The sequence below is a fragment of the Enterobacteriaceae endosymbiont of Donacia dentata genome (genome assembly GCF_012570745.1).
Lineage (GTDB): Bacteria > Pseudomonadota > Gammaproteobacteria > Enterobacterales > Enterobacteriaceae.
The window spans coordinates 203,966-223,555 of sequence record NZ_CP046212.1 but is presented as its reverse complement, the minus strand read 5'-3'; the positions used below and the strand labels follow the sequence as shown (position 1 = coordinate 223,555).

The following is a 19,590-nucleotide window of genomic DNA, read 5'->3' as shown; positions in this document are numbered from 1 at the left end:
TTTCTATTTATAGAAAAAATAAAAATGTTTAATTTATAAATAAAATAAAGTAAAATTACTTTATTTTAATTTGACAATAATTTTTTAAATATTTTATTTATTAATAATATCTGTTACTGATCCTAAATATACTTCTGCTGCAATACCAACAGATTCATAAAAAGTAGGATGAGCATGTATTGTTAATGCAATATCTTCTATATCACATCCCATTTCAATTGCTAAACTTATTTCTCCTAATAATTCTCCTGCATTATATCCTATAACACTTCCACCTATTACACGATTAGAATTTTTTTCTACAATTAATTTAGTTAAACCATTTTCTTCATTAGAAGATATAGCTCTTCCTAAATTTTTCCAAGAAAAAGATGATGTTTTATACTTTATATTATTCTTTATAGCATTTTTTTCTGTTATTCCTACCCAACCTATTTCTGGATTAGTATAAGCAATTGATGGAATAACTTTAGGAATAAAATAATGATTTTTTCCAGCAATAACTTCTGCTGCTAAATGTCCTTCATGTATTCCTTTATGTGCTAACATAGGACATCCAATAACATCCCCTATAGCATATATATTAGAAATATTAGTTCTCATTTGATCATTTACATCAATAAAATGATTTTTATTAATTAATATTTTATTAAATTTTTTATTTATATAAGTAGAATTTGGTTTTCTTCCTATTGCAACAATAATTATATTATAATTTTTAGAATAAATAGATTTATTATTATCACTAGTCATATGTACTTGTAATAATTCTTTGTTATTATTATCAATAGATAATATTTGAGTATTTAACATTAAATTAAATTTATTTTTTATACATTTTTGATAAACATTTACAATATCATCATCTATTTCGGATAATAATGTATTTGAAACTTCTATTATATCAATTTCTGAACCAAAAGATTCATAAATAGTTGCCATTTCTAAACCAATAATTCCACTTCCTATAATTAATATTTTTTTAGGTATTTTTTTTAATAATAAAGCATCTGTAGAATTCCATATTCTACTATCGTTATAAGGTATTGATGGTAATTTAATAGGTTTAGATCCAGTTGCTATTATTGCATTTTCAAATAAAATTTGATAATTGTTATCAATATTTACAACATTTAAACAATTTCTTGTTTCAAAAAATCCCATTCCATTAATAATATTAATATCTCTAGTTTTTGCAAGAAAATTTAATCCATTAGTGAGTTTATTAATAATATTATTTTTCCATATATTAAGATTTTCAATATTTATTTCAATATTATTTTTAAATATACCTTTTTGAAAAAAATTTTTATTTTCTTTAATTATTTTTGCAATATGTAGTAATGTTTTAGAAGGAATACACCCTACATTTAAACATACTCCTCCTAATTTTGGATAATTTTCTACTATTACTGTTTTTAATCCTAAATCACTACAACGAAAAGCTGCAGAATATCCAGCGGGTCCCCCACCAATAACAACAACTTGAGTTTTTATTGTATTATTCATAATAATCTCTACTATTAATTATATTTTAATAAATTTTATATTTATAATTTTTTAAAAAATTATATTAATATATTTCTAATATCAGATAGTAAACTACAAATATAATTTAAAAAATTAATCCCTTCAACTCCATTTATAACACGATGATCATAAGATAAGGATAATGGCAAAATAAGTTTGGGTAAAAATTGTTGACTACTTATATCCCATATAGGTTTTGTTTCTGCTTGTGATATACCTAAAATAGCTACTTCTGGAGCATTAATTATCGGTGTAAAAAAATTACCTTTAAATTGTCCTAAATTAGATATAGTAAAACAACCTCCTTTTACATCATTAGGATTGAGTTTATAATTTTTTGCTTTATCAGCCAAATTAAGTATTATTTCAGATATTTTATTAATATTTTTATTTAAAACATCAAATATGACAGGCACAAATAATCCTTTATTTGTATTAATTGCTATTCCTATATTAAAATATTTTTTTAATATTAATATTTCATTATTATCCGATAAAGAAGAATTAAAATTTGGATATTTTTTTAAAGCACATGCACATGTTTTAATTATAAAACTTAATAATGTTAATTTAATATTATTTTTATTTTTTAAAAATTCAATATTTTTTTTAATTCTAAATTTTTCTAATTCTGTAATATCAGCTTCAATATGTTGTGTAACATGAGGAATATTTTTCCAATTATTTGTTAAATTTTTACCAGATATTTTTTGTATATTATTAAGGTTTATTTTTTCATATGCTCCAAATATTTTATAATTTATTAAAGAATTATTAGAAATATTATTCATTATATCTTTATCTTTATTTTTATTTTCAATATATTTTAATATATCTTCTTTAGTAATTCTATTTTTTAAACCACTAGCTTTTATATTATTTAAATTAATTTTTAATTTTCTTGCTATTTTTCTTACAATTGGTGAAGTATGGATATACAATTTTTTATCAAAAATACTATTTATATTATTTTTTATAAAATTATTATTTTTTATAAATGTTTTTATGTCTAAATTTTTATTATCTTTTTTTAAGTAATTTATATACATAAATATATCATTACTTTTTATAATATCATGTATATTAATATTAATTTTTTTAATAATACCTGAATATAAAGAAGCTATTTCAAAAATATTTTTTTTATTTTGAATCATTAATAATGATTGATTTTCTATAATTAAATCATTTTTTTTTACTAATATTTTAATAACTTTCATTACTTGCATTCCAATATTAGGAATACGTAATGCAGTAAATAATATTTTATCTTCTTGTAATTTTTTTTTATTTATAAAATCATCTTTTTCTTGTTGCTCATTTAATATTTCTAATATTATATTTCCTTTACAAATTTTTTCACCTACAGATACTAAAATTTTTTTTACAATACCACTGTGATTAGAAGGAATTTCCATAGATGTTTTATCACTTTCTACCATAATAATAGATTGTTCTTTAGTAATTTTTTCTCCTTCTTTTACTAAAATATCAGTAATTTTCATCTCCTCTATTCCTGTATCAGGAAATATTATTTTTATATTCATATTATTCCTTTTTTATGAAATTCTAGGATTATTTTTATTTACATTAATTTTATTTTTCTTAATAAAATGTATAATTTTTTTTAAACTAATTAAATTTAAATCTAATAATATATTTAATATAGCAAGAACTACATATAATTCATTAATTTCAAAAAAATCACGTAAATTTTTTCTACTATCAGAACGACCAAAACCATCTGTTCCTAAAACAAAATAATTGTTTGTTGGTATATATTTACGAATTTGTTCAGCAAAAAGTTTTATATAATCTGTAGCTGCTACTGTTGGATAATTTTTCATTATACTTGTAATATATGGAATACGACGTTTTTCAAAAGGATGTAATAAATTCCAATGATCACAATCTTGTCCTTCTCTATTAATTTCTGTAAAAGAAGTAACACTAAAAATATCTGAATTAATACTATATTCTTGATATAATATTTCTCCTGCTTTTATCATACTGTTAAGTATAGATCCTGATCCTAATAATTGAATTTTAATTTTATTTTTATTATTCTTAATAGAAAATATTTTATATATACCTTTACAAATACCATATTCGAATTTTGATTTCATTGCTGGCATATTATAATTTTCATTCATAGTTGTTATATAATAATATATATTTTCTTGTTTTTCCCCATACATTCGTTGTATACCATTATTTATAATAACAGCTAATTCATATGCATATGTTGGATCATATGAAATACAATTTGGAATTGTTAAAGATTGAATATGACTATGACCATCTTCATGTTGTAATCCTTCTCCATTTAAAGTAGTACGTCCTGAGGTTGCTCCAATTAAAAAACCTCTTGCTTGTTGATCTCCAGCAGCCCAACAGAAATCACCAATTCTTTGAAAACCAAAGATAGAATAATAAATATAAAATGAAATCATAGGAAAATTATTAGTCGAATAAGAAGTTGAAGCAGCTAACCATGAAGCAAAAGCTCCTGACTCATTAATACCTTCTTGCAAGATTTGTCCTTTAATATCTTCTTTATAATATGAAAATATTTCTTTATCTTGTGGAATATATTTTAATCCATTTGAATTATATATTCCTATTTTTCTAAATAATCCTTCCATTCCAAATGTACGCCCTTCATCAGCAATTATTGGTACTATTCTATTAGAAATATTTTTATTTCTAAGTAAAATATTTAATATTCTTATAAATGAAATAGTTGTAGATATATTATATTGATTTTTTAGTAATGTTTGAAAATCTGAAAGTGTAGGTAGTATTAATTTTTTAGTAAAATTTATTCTTCTGAAAGGAACATATCCACCTAAAATTTTTCTTTGATTATGTAAATAATGATATTCTAAAGAATTCTTATTAAAAGTAACATAAGGTAAATTACATAATTCTTTATCATTTATAGGTATATTTAAATTATCTCTTATATATTTGATTTCATTTAAATTAATTTTTTTAATTTGATGTGCTATATTTTTACTTTCAGCTATTTTTCCTAAACCATAACCTTTTATAGTTTGAAATAATATTACTGTAGGTTTATTTTTAATTTCATAAGCTTTTTGAAAAGCTGCATATATTTTTTTAGAATCATGACCACCATAATTTAATTTTTCTATTTCATTATCAGTTAAGTTTTTAACAAGATTAAATGTTTCTTTATATTTACCAAAAAAATTTTTTCTAATATAATTACCGTCTTTAGAATTAAAATTTTGAAAATCTCCATCTAAAGTTTGATTCATCAATTCTATTAATTTTCCAGTTTTATCTTTAAAAAATAAATTTTCCCAACTTTTTCCCCAAATAACTTTAATAACTTTCCATCCTGATCCTTGGAAAATATTTTCTAATTCATTAATAATTTTTCCATTACCATATACAGGTCCATCTAATCTTTGTAAATTACAATTTATCACAAAAATTAAATTATCTAAATTTTCTCTTGAAGCTATATTAATTACTCCTTTAGATTCTGGTTCATCCATTTCTCCATCTCCTAAAAATGCAAAAACTTTTCTATTTGATGTTTTTTGTAATTTTCTATTTTCTAAATATTTAAGAAATTTAGCTTGATATATAGCAGATATAGGTCCTAATCCCATAGATACAGTAGGAAATTGCCAAAAATTAGGCATAAGTTTTGGATGTGGATATGATGATAAACCTTTATGAAAAACTTCTTGACGAAAATTATCTAAATATTCAATATTTATGCGACCTTCTAAAAAAGATCTAGCATAAATTCCAGGTGTAATATGACCTTGAAAATAAATTATATCTCCATTATTATTTTCATTATAACCTTTAAAAAAATGATTAAAACAAACTTCATAAATATATGAAGATGATTGATAAGAAGAAATATGACCTCCTAAATCTAAATTTTTTTTAGAAGCTCTTAAAACAATCATTATTGCATTCCATCTTATAAATGATCTTATTTTTTTTTCTAAAATTAAATTTCCAGGATATATAGGTTCTTCTTTTTTAGAAATAGAATTAATATAATTATTATTATTTAAATTAAAAATAAAACCATTATTATTTATATGTTTTATTGTTTTTTTTAATAAAAATTTTGCTCTTTCAATTCCTTCTTCTTTTATAACAGAATCTATGGATTGTATCCAATCACTTGTTTCAATTGGATCCACGTCATGATCTGATATATAACTATCTGACATGGTCATTATTCCTTATTTTAATAAAAATTATATAATATATATTTTATTTTAATATTTTATAAAAAAATATTTTATGTACTAAAAATGTTTATACAAAAAATATATAATTTTATTAATTAATATTTTTTGTTTAAATTTATTAAATATTTATTATTGTAGTAATATCACCTTTTTCTTGTAACCATTTACGACGATCTTCTGATCTTTTTTTTGCTAGTAACATATCCATAATTGAAAATGTTTTACTTATTTCTGTTTTATTATTATTTATTATTAATTGTATTAAACGACGACTAATAGGATTAAAAGTAGTTTCTCTTAATTGAGTAGGATTCATTTCTCCTAAACCTTTAAATCTTTGTACATTAATTTGTTTTTTATTATTTTTATAATAATATTTTTTTAAAATATTTATTTTTTCATTTTCATCTAAAGCATAAAAAATTTTTTTTCCTAAATCTATACGATATAAAGGAGGCATAGCGACATAAATATGTCCTTTTTTTACCAAAGGTAAAAAATGCTTAATAAACAAAGCACATAATAAAGTAGCAATATGTAATCCGTCTGAATCAGCATCCGCAAGAATACAAATTTTATTATATCTTAATTTTTTTAAGTCTTCATTATTAGGATAAATACCTATTGCTAAAGAAATATCATGTATTTCTTGTGAAGATAAAATTTCTTCTGAATTTATTTCCCATGTATTTAAAATTTTCCCTTTTAAAGGCATAACAGCTTGATAATTTTTATCTCTTGCTTGTTTAGCTGATCCGCCAGCAGAGTCTCCTTCAACTAAAAAAAGTTCAGTTTTTTTTGAATTATGTATAATACAATCAGATAATTTCCCAGGTAATATTGAATTTACATTATAACTTTTTTTTTTTTTAAATTTTTTAGATGATCTAATACGTTTTTGAGCATTTAAAATAAATATATTTATTAAGACATGTGCTATTTTAATATTTTGATTTAACCATAAAATAAAAGAATCTCTTACTATATTTGCAGTAAATACAGTACATTGTCTAGAAGCTAAACGTTCTTTTGTTTGTCCGGTAAATTGTGGATCTTGAATTTTTATAGATAATACATAAGAACAATGATCCCAAATATCCTCTCCTAATATTTTAATATTTCTGGGTAACATATTATGGAAATTACAAAAATTACGTATTGCATCAAGTAATCCCAAACGCAATCCATTTACATGAGTACCACCATGTGTTGTTGGAATTAAATTCACATAACTTTCAGTAAAAACATAATTATTTTCTGGTATCCAAAATACAGCCCAATGAAGATATTTAATATCACTTGAATATTTTCCTATAAAAGGAGTATTTGGTATGGTAGTAAAACCTTTTACTGAACTCATTAAATATTCAGATAAACCATTTTTATAATTCCAATAATAATTTTCTTTAGTATTTTCATTTTTAAAATAAACTTTTAATCCAGAACATAAAACTGCTTTAGCTTTTAATAAATTTATTAAATTAGAAACTAAAAAAGAATGATGTTCAAAAAAATATTTATTAGGCCAAAATCTAATTTTTGTACCAGTATTTTGGTTACTTTCATTTTTTAAAATTTTTAAATTTTGTATTTTATATCCATTTTCAAAGATTATAGTATAAATTTTATTTTTACGAAATATACTTACTTCCATTCTTTTTGATAAAGCATTAACAACAGAAATACCTACACCATGTAATCCTCCAGAAAAACTATAATTTTTATTAGAAAATTTACCTCCTGCATGTAAACGACATAATATAAGTTCAATTGCAGAAATTCCTTCTCGAGTATGTATATCAATAGGCATACCTCTACCATCATCAATAACTTCTAGTGATTGATCATTGTATAAGGTAACTAAAATAGTTTTTGCATATCCAGCTAATGCTTCATCTACACTATTATCTATTACTTCTTGAGCTAAATGATTAGGTCTTGTAAGATCAGTATACATACCTGGTCTTCTTCTAACAGGATCTAAACCTTCTAAAACTTCTATAGAATCAGCATTATATTGATTTAAATGGTTCATTCTTTATTATTAAATTAAAGTACATGATAATTTTATATTTTGATATAGAAAATATATTTTTAATTAAATAATTTTAATAAGTATTTATTTTTATATTTAAAATTAATATAGAATAATTTTATTATTGTATTACAATAATTTTATTTTTTAAATAAATAAAAAATAATAACTAATTGTATCATAATATATTAATAATATAAATTATCATATTTATATTTTTATAATATATATAAAATATTGTTTAATACAAAATATTATTAATATATATTAAACAATTTTTTAAAGTTTATTTAATAAAAAATTAATATTTTTATATTTTTTTATTTTCCTTCTTTAAAGAAATTAAAATAGTAAAAATACATGAAAATAATACTCCTATAATCCATATTAAATACCACATTTATGTAACCTATATAAAATTTATAATTATTAATAATAAAAATCAGATTTTTTTTTAATTTTTTTTTTGTTAAGACGAAAAAACATTTTTTTATAACACCAAAAAGTATATATTAAAACAATAGGCATAAAAATAATTACTATATATAACATTATATTTAATGTTAATTGACTAGAAGTTGCATTCCAAATAGTAAGACTTTGATATGGTTTTATACTAGAAGGAATAATAAAAGGAAACATTGTTACACCAACAGTTAACACAATACTAATTGTAGTTAGTATAGAACTAATAAGAACCATTATAAATTTTTTCAATATAGAAAATAAAATTGTTAGTAATGATAATATTACACTAAATAATGGTATTATATATAAATATATATGGTTATTAAAATTAGACATCCACGCTTTAGATTCATAAATAATATTATTATTTCTAATATAAAAATTATTTAATTTATAACCTTTTATAAAAAATAAAGTACTTATAAAAGATAAAATAAAAAATAATAGTAATAATATTGAAGATAATTTTATAATTATATTTAATTTATGATTAAGATTATAATCTTTAATTCTTATTTGTAAATAAGATGAAGCTTGGTTTATTATCATTAATACAATTGTTATACTTATAATAATACTAAATAGATTAAATAATTTATAAAAATCTCTCTGAGAGTAAATATTATAATATTTATCTATATAAAAAGGAATACCTTGTAATAAATTACCTAATGCTATACCTATAATTACAGGAGGAAAAAAACTTCCAATAGAAATACAAAAATCACAAATTTTTTTCCATTTTCTATTTTTTATTTTAGAACGATATTCAAACCCTACTGGTCTAAGAAATAAAGCAAGCAATAATAATATCATTGCTACATAAAAATAAGAAAACATAGTAGCGTACACAATAGGCCATGCTGCAAATATAGCTCCTGCAGCTGTAATTAACCATACTTGATTTCCATCCCAATGGGGTGCTATTGTATTTATCATCATTCTTCGATCCATATCATTTTTCCCTATTATGAATAATAAAATACCTACTCCCATATCTAATCCATCAGTAATTAGAAATCCTATAAGTAATATACCAATTATTATAGACCAAATTATACATAAAAATTCATAATTTAACATTAATATAACCTAATAATTATTTTTTATTAATAAATTTTACTTAATATTTTTTTCGAAAAAATATTTTCCAGTATTTAAAATACTAGGACCTATATTAGCAATTTTAAACATTAGATATAATTCTATTATTAACAAAATAGTATAAAAAATAAAAATCATTATTATAGAAAACAATACTTCAACGAAGTCTAAAGAAGATCCTGCCATAAAAGTAGGTAAAATTTCTTTAATAGCCCATGGTTGTCTCCCATATTCAGCTACAAACCAACCAGATTCAGATGCTATCCAAGGTAATGGTATTATATATAAACATATTTTTAGTAAATATTTTTTTTTTTCAAAATTATTTTTTATAACAGAAAAAATAAAAACTAACATAATTATAATTAATAAAATAATACTAGATAAAACCATAATACGAAAAGAAAAAAATAGGGGACTTACTAATGGAATAGATTTTTTAGCTATTTTATGAATTTGATTATTATTTATATTATAAATATTTTGATAATATTGTTTAAATAAAAATCCATATCCTAAATATTTTTTATATTTATTAAAAATTTTTATATTTTTTATTTTTAAATTTCCATTTTTTATCTTTTCAAGAGCTATTAAAGCTTTTAATCCATTTTTAATTTTTAATTCATTATTTTTAATTAAATTTTTTAAACCTAATATGGGTTTTGTAATTGATCTTGTAGCAATTATTCCTAAAATATATGGAATTTTTATAGAAAATTTATTTAATTGTTTTTTTTGATTAGGAAAGCTAATGATGTTAAAAGAAGCTGGTGGTTTTTGTGTTTCCCATTCAGCTTCAATAGCCGCTAATTTAGTTTTTTGTGTATTTCCTATTTGATATCCTGATTCATCTCCTAATATTATTACTGAAAAAATTGAAGCCAAACCAAAACTAGAAGCAATAATTACAGATTTTTTTGCAAATTCGATATCTCTTTTTTTTAAAAGATAATATGCACTAATACCAATAATAAATATACATCCTGTTGTATATCCAGCAGTTATAGTATGAGCAAATTTTACTTGTGCTATTGGATTAAAAATTAAATTCCAAAAATTATTCATTTCCATTCTCATATTTTGATAATTAAAGGAAGAGGCAATAGGATTTTGCATCCATCCATTAGCAATTAAAATCCAAAGTGCAGAAAGATTAGATCCTATAGCAACCATCCATGTAACAACTAAATGTTGTATTTTATTTAAACGTTCCCATCCTAAAAAAAATAAACCAACAAAAGTAGATTCCAGAAAAAAAGCTACTAAACCTTCTATAGCTAATGGAGCACCAAAAATATCTCCTACATAATGAGAATAATATGACCAATTAGTTCCAAATTGAAATTCCATAGTTAACCCTGTAACTATACCTAAGGCAAAATTTATACCAAATAATTTTCCCCAGAATTGAGTCATATCTTTATATATTTTATTTTTTGAAAAAATATATATTGTTTCCATTATTGCTAATAAAAAAGAAAGTCCTAGTGTTAATGGAACAAATATAAAATGATACATTGCAGTCAATGCAAATTGTAATCTTGATAGATCAATAACATTTAACATATTTATCCTTATATAATTTTTTATTTATATAAAATTATAATTTTTATATAAAAAATTTTTATAAACTATAAATAATCATTTAATTTTATTTAATAAATATATTTTTTAAAAAAAATATATTTAAATAACTAAAAAATTGATTTAAATTTGTAAAAATAAACGAATAGGATCTTCTAATAATCTTTTAATTAACATAAGGAAACCTATAGCATCTTTTCCATCAATTAAACGATGATCATAAGATAATGCTAAATACATCATAGGCATAATACAAATTTTATTATTTATAACAATAGGTCTATCTCTAATAGCATGTATTCCTAATATAGCACTTTGCGGAGGATTAATAATTGGAGTTGACATTAAAGATCCAAAAACTCCACCATTAGTAATGGTAAATGTACCACTTGATAAATCTTTTATAGATAATTGATTTTTCTGACTTTGTATAACTAAATTTTTAATTTTTTTTTCAATATCTATTAATGATAATTTATCAGTATTATATATAATCGGTGTAATCAAACCTCTTTTTGTTGAAATAGCAATATTAATATTATAAAAATTATTATAAATTATATTTTCTCCCTCAATAAATGCATTAATTTTTTTAAAAAATTGTAATGCTTGTGTAACAGCCTTTACATGAAAAGAAGTAAATCCTAATTTAATATTATAAATTTCATTAACTAAATGATTATAATCATTTTTAATATTAATTATTTTTTTCATATTAACTTCATTAAAAGTAGTTAACATTACAGTGTTATTTTTAGAATCCATTAATCTTTGTGAAATATATTTTCTTATTGGACTCATCTTTATTTTTTTAAAATTATTCTTATTTAAAGATATTTTTTGATTTAATTTATTATTATTTATTTTTTTGTTATTTAGAATTAATTTATTATCTAAATCATTAATTTTATTTAATGATATATTATTTTTTTTGATTTTTTTACGTATAGAAGGACTTAAATTATTAAATTTATTAGATAATTTTATTTTATTATTATATGATTTACTATTAAAAATTAAATTATTTATTTTATTTTTTTTATTATTATTTTGTTCTTTTAAAATATTTTTTTTTTGTAAAATTCCAATAATTTGTTGTGATTGTACTTTTTCTCCAGCTTTTACCAAAATTTTTTTTAAAATACCATTGATAGTCGCAGGTATTTCTAATACTACTTTATCTGTTTCTAATTCTAATAAAATATCATCAATTTTAATTGTTTCTCCTGGTTTTTTGTACCATTGAATTATAATTGCGTTATTTACTGATTCAGGTAATTCAGGAACAGTAATGTTAAAATTATCCATTTTTTATCCTATAAATAAAATTTATATTTTATTCTGTATTAAAATTAAAAACAGAATATATTATTTTTTTTTGTTGATGTTTATGGATATAAAAATATCCTGTTGAAGGAGATGAAGATTTTTTTCTACCTATATAATTAATGTTATGATTTAACTTATTTTTAAAATAATCTTGAATATACATCCATGCTCCTTGATTCATTGGTTCTTCTTGACACCAAAAATAATTTTTTATTTGAATATATTTAGAAATAATTTTTTTTAAATTTTTAATTGGAAATGGATATAATTGTTCAATTCTTATTAAAATAATATTTTTATTTTTTATAGAATTTCTATATTCTAATAAATCATAATATATTTTCCCAGTACAAAAAATAATTCTTTTAATTTTTTTAATATTAATTTTTTTATCTATTTCATCTATTATTAATTGGAAAGAAGTATTAAAATCTTTTATTAAAGAACATGCTAACGGATGTCTTAAAAGTGATTTTGGAGAAATTACAATAAGTGGTTTTTTTTTATAAGAAAATGCTTGTTGACATAACAAATTATATATTTGAGATGCATTAGAAGGAATACAAATTTTAATATTATTTTCTGCACATAATTGTAAATATCTTTCTATTCTTGATGAAGAATGTTCAGGTCCTTGTCCTTCATATCCATGAGGAAGAAAAACTATTAAACTACTTTTATAACCCCATTTTTTTTCTCCAGAACTAATAAATTGATCTATAATAATTTGTGCTCCATTAGCAAAATCTCCAAATTGGGCTTCCCATATTATAATATTTGAATTATTAACTGAATAACCATATTCAAAACCTAAAACTGATTCTTCTGATAAAACTGAATTATAAATATGAAAACTTCCTTGACTTTTAGAAAGATTTTTTAAAGGTGTATAAGAAAAATCTTTTTCTTGATCATATATAACTATATGTCTATGAGAAAATGTTCCTCTTTTTATATCTTCTCCTGATAAACGACAAGATACTCCTTGAGTAAGGATATTTGCATATGCTAAATTTTCAGCTGCTCCCCAATCGACCTTTTTTTCTCCTTTACTCATACTAATTCTATCTAAATAAATTTTTTTTACTCTAGGATGGATATTAAATTTTTTAGGAAAAGTACTAATTTGTAAAAGTAATTTTTTTAATTTATCTGTTTTAAAATTTTTATATATTATTTTTGTAGATTTTTTAGAGGGTAAAATACTTGTTTTAATAAAAAAATTACCTTCATTAAATAAATTTTGATATTTTTTATATAAATAATCTTTTTCTTCATTATTAATAATATTTTTAGATAATAATTTATTAAAATATAAATTTTGTACTGTTAAGTGATTTTTAATTAAATTATACATTAATGGTTGAGTAATATATGGATCATCTATTTCGTTATGACCATATCGACGATATGAAACTAAATCTATAAAAACATCTTTATGAAAAATATTTCTATAATTAATAGCTATTCTTGTGATAAAAATTACATCTTCTATTTTATCAGAATTTACATGAAAAACAGGACATTGAATCATTTTAGCTATATCAGTACAATAATAACTTGATCTCATATCATTTATATTTGAAGTAGTAAATCCTATTTGATTATTAATAATAATATGAATAACACCATTAATATTATATCCTCTAGTTTTTGATAAATTTAAAATTTCTTGTACTATTCCTTGACCACTAATAGCTGCATCTCCATGTATATTAATAGGTAATATAGTATTATATTGATTATTCATTATTGATGAATCATTTTTAAATCTTACCATACCCATGGTAACACAATTAATAATTTCTAAATGAGAAGGATTAAATGCTAATTCAAGTTTAATTTTTTTTTTATTAATTTTAATTATAGAAGAATATCCTAAATGATATTTAACATCATCATTTTTATCTTTTTTTTCAAAAGAAATATTTGAAAATTCATTAATTATATTTTGAATTTTTTTACCCATTATATTAACTAAAAAATTTAATCTTCCTCTATGTGCCATACTAAATATTATTTCTGTTAATTTGTCATTTGATTTACTTGAATAACGTATTATTTCCTTTATTAAGGGAATTAAAACATCACATCCTTCTAATGAAAATCTTTTTGCACCTGGAAATTTTTTTCCTATATTCTGTTCAAATACTTCTGTTGCAATTAATTCTTCTAAAAATATTTTTTTTTCTTGAATATTTAAATTATCTTTAATTATTTCAATATTATTTTTTATCCAAAGCTTTTCATTTTTTGGTAAATATTCATATTCTATCCCAATATATTGACAATAAGTTTTTTGAAAAAATTTATATATATCTATAATTTTTTGATTTTGAAAAACATTATTTAATGTAATTTTTTTTTGAGAATCTTCTTGACTAATTTTATAATATTTTAATTTTAAATTATTATTTATTTTTTTTTGATTTAAAAATAAGGGATTAATATTGGCATAATAATGTCCAAAAATTCTAAAATTATTTAATAATTTATTAATTTTTTCAATTAATAATAAATTTTTATAATAATTATTATTTTTTGATAAATTATTTTTATTTAATACTTTATTTTGTTTTTTAAATAATTGAAATATTTTTATCCAATTTTTATCTATTGAATTGGGATCTATTAAAAATTTTTGATATAATTTTTCGATATAAAAAATATTATCGTTTAAAATATTTTTTTGATAATTATTCATTTTAATCTCTTATTAAAAAAGATAATAATATTTATTATTAAATATAAAATAATTTATTTATATAAATATAAAAATATTATAATTTGTAAAAATTTTTTATAAAAAATTCATAAATTAAATTTTTATTTTAATAATAAAAATTAGAATAATTATACTTATTAAAGTTAAAGTTATAAAGAACAATAATTAAAATAAAAAGTTAATTTTTTATCAAAAATATAAGTTTTAATATAATTAATAAAATTTTTAATAAAAAATTATTATAAATAAATAATTTATTATAAATATTAATAATATTTATTTATATATAATTTTTTATATTTTAATATTATAAATATAAACATTAATTTTAAAAAATTTTGATAAAATTCTTATAATTTTAAAATTTTATAAAAAATATAAAAAATAATAATTTATTAAATTAATTTAATTTATGTTCAATATTATAAATATTATAAAATTAGTAATTAGTTATTCATTTATTTATAGCCATTTTTTTCTTTTAAAATAAAAATAAGGAGCTAAAGCTGATATAATCATTATGATGATTGCATATAAATAACCATATTTCCACTTTAATTCTGGTAAAAAAGTAAAATTCATACCATAATTAGATGCTACTAAAGTAGGAGGCAAAAATATTACAGAAACTAATGAAAAAATTTTAATTATTCTATTTTGTTCTATATTAATAAATCCCATAGCAGCTTGCATTAAAAAATTAACTTTTTGAAATAATGATTCATTATGTGGTAATAATGATTCAATATCTCTAGAAATTTCTCTTGCTTGTTCTATTTGATTACTAGGTAATCTAGTTTTTCTCATTAAAAAATTTACTGCTCTTTGTGTATCCATTAAACATAATCTTACTTTCCAACCAATATCTTCTAATTCAGCTAAAGTAGAAAGTGCGTTATCAAATTTTTTATTTTGATGTCCTTTCATAATAATACAACTTAAATATTCTAAATCACTATATATGTTTTCTATTTCATCAGCTAATTGTTCAATTTTAGTCTCTAAAAGATCTAATAATAATTCATAAGGATTACCATATATCATGGTATTATTATTAGTACGTATTATATATAATCGAAAAGTCGGTAATTCTCTTTCTCTTAAAGTATATAATCTATTATTTTTAATTGTAAATGCTACAGTAGTAGTACATGCATGATTATCTTTATCTTTATAAAAAAAGAAAGAATGTATATGTAAGCCTTCTTTATTTTCAAAAAATCTTGCAGATGCTTCTATATCTTCTAATTCTGGACGAGTAACTAAATTTTGTCCAAGCAAATGGTATATTTTTTCCCTTTCATTTTTTTCTGGCTTAATTAAATCAACCCAAATTGCTTCTAAAAAATCATTAGAATCATTTAATTCTAAATTTATTAAATGATTATTATATATTTTAAAAATATTTAACATTACAACTCCTAATAATTTAAAATATTATTTTTAATAAAATTTTTATAGAATTATTTTTTAAATTTAATTTTAATAAATAATACTATTTTATAACATAAATTTGTATGTAATTAGACATTATCCATCTTATTTTTTTATTACTAAATTTAATTTGTAATTTTTTATTATCTTTTGATATTTCTATATTTAGAATAATTCCTTTACCAAAAATTTTATGATAAACATTTTGTCCTATGAAATATTTTTTCTTTTTTAGAATATTATTGTTAAGAGATATATTTTTATCTTTTAAATAATTAATTTTTTTAATACAATTTTCTGGTAATTCATTAAGAAATCTTGATGGTATTGAATTTATTTCTTTACCGTATAAATAACGTTTTTTTGTATAAATCAATGTTAATTTTTTTTTAGCTCTAGTAATTCCTACATATGCTAAACGTCTTTCTTCATTTATATCTTTTTCATTAAAAGATATTTTATTAGGGAAAATTCCTTCTTCCATCCCAATTATAAATACTTTAGAAAATTCTAATCCTTTAGAAGCATGTATTGTCATCATTTGTACAAAATTATAATCACAATGATTATTTTTTTGTTTTACATTAATATCATCAGTTAATAATAAAATTTTAGATAAAAAATCTATCAAATTATTTTTTTTATTATCGTTAAATGAAATATTCATAAAATGATTTGCAGCATTGATAAATTCTTTTAAATTATTTATTTTATTAAAATTATTTTCAAATAAACAATTTTGATTATACATATGCCATAATCCAGAATTTTTTATAGTTTCTTCAATAATAATTGATAATGATTTTCCAATTATATTTTTTTTTAATTTTTTAATTAAGTTAATAAATTTTTTTAATGAATTTAAATTAATTTTATTTAGGTATTTTTTCTTTTTTAAGATATAAATACTAGATTGCCATAATGTTAAAACAAATTTTTCAGATACAAATTTTATAATTTTTAATGTATTACATCCAATTCCTCTTTTTGGAATATTAATAATTTTTTCAAAAGAATTATCATCATTAAAATTAGATATTAATCTTAAATAAGCTAATGTATTTTTTATTTCATTACGTTGAAAAAAATGTATTCCTCCATAAATTTGATAAGGAATAGAAAATTTTAACATAGTTTCTTCTAGAACACGAGACTGAACATTATTTCTATAAAGAATTGCACAATTATTTAATTTTATATTTTTTTTAAAAAAATTTTTTTTTATATATTTAGCAATATATTCTGCTTCATCAAATTCGTTTAATGCATAATATATTGAAATTAATTTTCCATTATCTGAATTAGTCCATAATTTTTTTTTCTGTCTAATTTCATTATATGAAATTAATTTATTTGCTGCATTTAAGATATTAGAAGTAGAACGATAATTTTGTTCTAACAAAATTATTTTAACATTATCAAAATCTTTTAAAAAATGATTAATATTTTCTATTTTTGCCCCTCTCCATCCATAAATTGATTGATCATCATCACCAACAAGAACTATTTTAGTATCGTAATGTTTGTTATATAATAAAGATATAAATTTATACTGTATATCATTTGTATCTTGAAATTCATCTATTAAAATATTTTTAAATCTCTTTTGATATATTTTTAATATATTAGGATTATTTAGAAATAATTTATACAAACATAAAATTAATTCATTAAAATCAATAACTTCTGTTATTTTACAAAAATTTTGATATTCATCATATATTTTAGATAAATTAATATTATATAAATTATTTTTGTAAATTATATTTTTATTATATAAATTATTTTTAAGATTATTTATATAACTAATTATATTTTTTATAGAATAAATTTTGTCTTTTAAAGACATTTTCTTTAAAATTCTTTTAATTAAATTTTTTTGATCATAACTATCTATAATTTGAAAATTTTTAGGTAATCCAGCCTCTAAATAATGAATTCTTAATAAATGATAAGCAAAACTGTGAAATGTACCTATCCAAATATTATTTTTTTGATTATTATTTAATAATATTTTAATTCTTTTTTTTAATTCTAATGCTGCTTTATTTGTAAAAGTTACAGCTAAAATTGATTTAGGAGAACAATTTTCTTTATGAATTAACCATGCAATTCTTCTTATTAATACAAGAGTTTTACCACTTCCTGCCCCAGCTAATATTAATAGATTTTTTCTACTTTCAGAAACTACTTCTTTTTGTTTATCATTTAAATTTTTTAATAAATTTATATTTTTCATTTATTATGAAAATCTTAATTAATAATTATATTTGTTAAAATAAAAAAATTATTATAATATTATTTCACCATCATAAATATAGTTAGCATCTCCTTGCATAAATAAATTTTCATTATTACCTTTCCAGAATATTTTTATAATACCTCCAATTAAATTTACTTTTACTTCTTGAGATAAAATTTTTTTTTTAATTCCAACAGCTACAGCTGCACATGCACCAGATCCGCAAGCATTAGTTTCTCCTACTCCTCTTTCAAAAACTCTTAATTTAATATTAGTTATATCTATATATTCCATAAATATAACGTTAATTTTTTCTGGAAATATTTTATTTTTTGATATAAATGAACCTATTAAAGATACTGGAGTATTTACTAATTTTTTTACTTGTATAACACAATGTGGATTTCCTAATGAAACAACATTAAAATTAATAAATTTATTTTGAAAATAAATTTTATAATTTTTTTTAATTTTTTTAGTTAAAAAAGGAATATTTTGTGGATTAAATAAAGGAATACCCATATTTACTAAAACTTCTTTTTCATTTAAAATATTTAAGTATATTATACGATTTTTTGTACTTAAACATATGTTTTTTTTAAAAATTAATTTTTTTATTCTTAAATATTGAGCAATACAACGTACTCCATTACCACATTGTTCTACTTCACTACCATCACAATTAAAAATTTTATAATGAAAATCAATATTTTTATTTGATGATAATTTTATTAATAATAATTGATCAAAACCTATACCTGTATATCTATTAGATAATTTTTTTATAATTTTATTATTTAAAAAAATTTTTTTATTAATATTATTTATGATGATGAAATCATTACCTAATGCATGCATTTTTGTAAATTTTATTTTCATATAATTTATA

The 19,590-nt window shown here is 19.7% G+C and carries 12 protein-coding genes; all 12 read right to left on the bottom strand.

Annotated features, from left to right (window positions below; genetic code table 11):
- Positions 1-93 precede the first annotated feature (93 nt).
- Positions 94-1,509: a dihydrolipoyl dehydrogenase gene (lpdA, locus tag GJT90_RS01025; protein WP_168920045.1), complete on the bottom strand. Its 1,416-nt coding sequence runs from the start codon at positions 1,507-1,509 to the stop codon at positions 94-96.
- A 59-nt stretch (positions 1,510-1,568) separates the two neighbouring features.
- Positions 1,569-3,077: a 2-oxo acid dehydrogenase subunit E2 gene (locus GJT90_RS01020; RefSeq protein WP_168920044.1), complete on the bottom strand. Its 1,509-nt coding sequence runs from the start codon at positions 3,075-3,077 to the stop codon at positions 1,569-1,571.
- 12 nt (positions 3,078-3,089) lie between these two features.
- Positions 3,090-5,756, bottom strand: coding sequence for a pyruvate dehydrogenase (acetyl-transferring), homodimeric type (gene aceE, locus GJT90_RS01015; protein ID WP_168920043.1), 2,667 nt, complete (start codon positions 5,754-5,756; stop codon positions 3,090-3,092).
- A gap of 139 nt (positions 5,757-5,895) precedes the next feature.
- On the bottom strand, positions 5,896-7,812 hold the full coding sequence (gene parE / locus GJT90_RS01010; RefSeq protein WP_168920042.1) for a DNA topoisomerase IV subunit B: 1,917 nt from the start codon (positions 7,810-7,812) through the stop codon (positions 5,896-5,898).
- A gap of 310 nt (positions 7,813-8,122) precedes the next feature.
- Complete coding sequence (locus GJT90_RS02255; protein WP_168920041.1) at positions 8,123-8,212, bottom strand: cytochrome bd oxidase small subunit, CydX/CbdX family; 90 nt, start codon at positions 8,210-8,212, stop codon at positions 8,123-8,125.
- A gap of 29 nt (positions 8,213-8,241) precedes the next feature.
- Positions 8,242-9,363, bottom strand: coding sequence for a cytochrome d ubiquinol oxidase subunit II (gene cydB / locus GJT90_RS01000; protein ID WP_168920040.1), 1,122 nt, complete (start codon positions 9,361-9,363; stop codon positions 8,242-8,244).
- A 36-nt stretch (positions 9,364-9,399) separates the two neighbouring features.
- The gene (locus GJT90_RS00995; RefSeq protein ID WP_168920039.1) at positions 9,400-10,953 is read right to left on the bottom strand and encodes a cytochrome ubiquinol oxidase subunit I; all 1,554 of its coding nucleotides are present in this window, start codon (positions 10,951-10,953) and stop codon (positions 9,400-9,402) included.
- A 141-nt stretch (positions 10,954-11,094) separates the two neighbouring features.
- Positions 11,095-12,279 (bottom strand): dihydrolipoyllysine-residue succinyltransferase, encoded by a 1,185-nt coding sequence (gene sucB, locus GJT90_RS00990; RefSeq protein WP_168920038.1) that lies wholly within the window; start codon positions 12,277-12,279, stop codon positions 11,095-11,097.
- A 28-nt stretch (positions 12,280-12,307) separates the two neighbouring features.
- Complete coding sequence (locus GJT90_RS00985; protein WP_168920037.1) at positions 12,308-15,004, bottom strand: 2-oxoglutarate dehydrogenase E1 component; 2,697 nt, start codon at positions 15,002-15,004, stop codon at positions 12,308-12,310.
- A 483-nt stretch (positions 15,005-15,487) separates the two neighbouring features.
- A complete protein-coding gene (corA, locus tag GJT90_RS00980; RefSeq protein ID WP_168920036.1) occupies positions 15,488-16,438 on the bottom strand; it encodes a magnesium/cobalt transporter CorA in 951 nt (316 codons plus the stop codon).
- An 82-nt stretch (positions 16,439-16,520) separates the two neighbouring features.
- Positions 16,521-18,698 carry a UvrD-helicase domain-containing protein gene (locus tag GJT90_RS00975; protein WP_168920035.1) on the bottom strand — a complete coding sequence of 726 codons (2,178 nt, stop codon included), beginning with the start codon at positions 18,696-18,698 and terminating at the stop codon, positions 16,521-16,523.
- A gap of 51 nt (positions 18,699-18,749) precedes the next feature.
- Entirely contained in the window at positions 18,750-19,574 is an 825-nt protein-coding gene (gene dapF, locus GJT90_RS00970; RefSeq protein ID WP_211080525.1) for a diaminopimelate epimerase, read from the bottom strand.
- Positions 19,575-19,590: the final 16 nt, after the last annotated feature.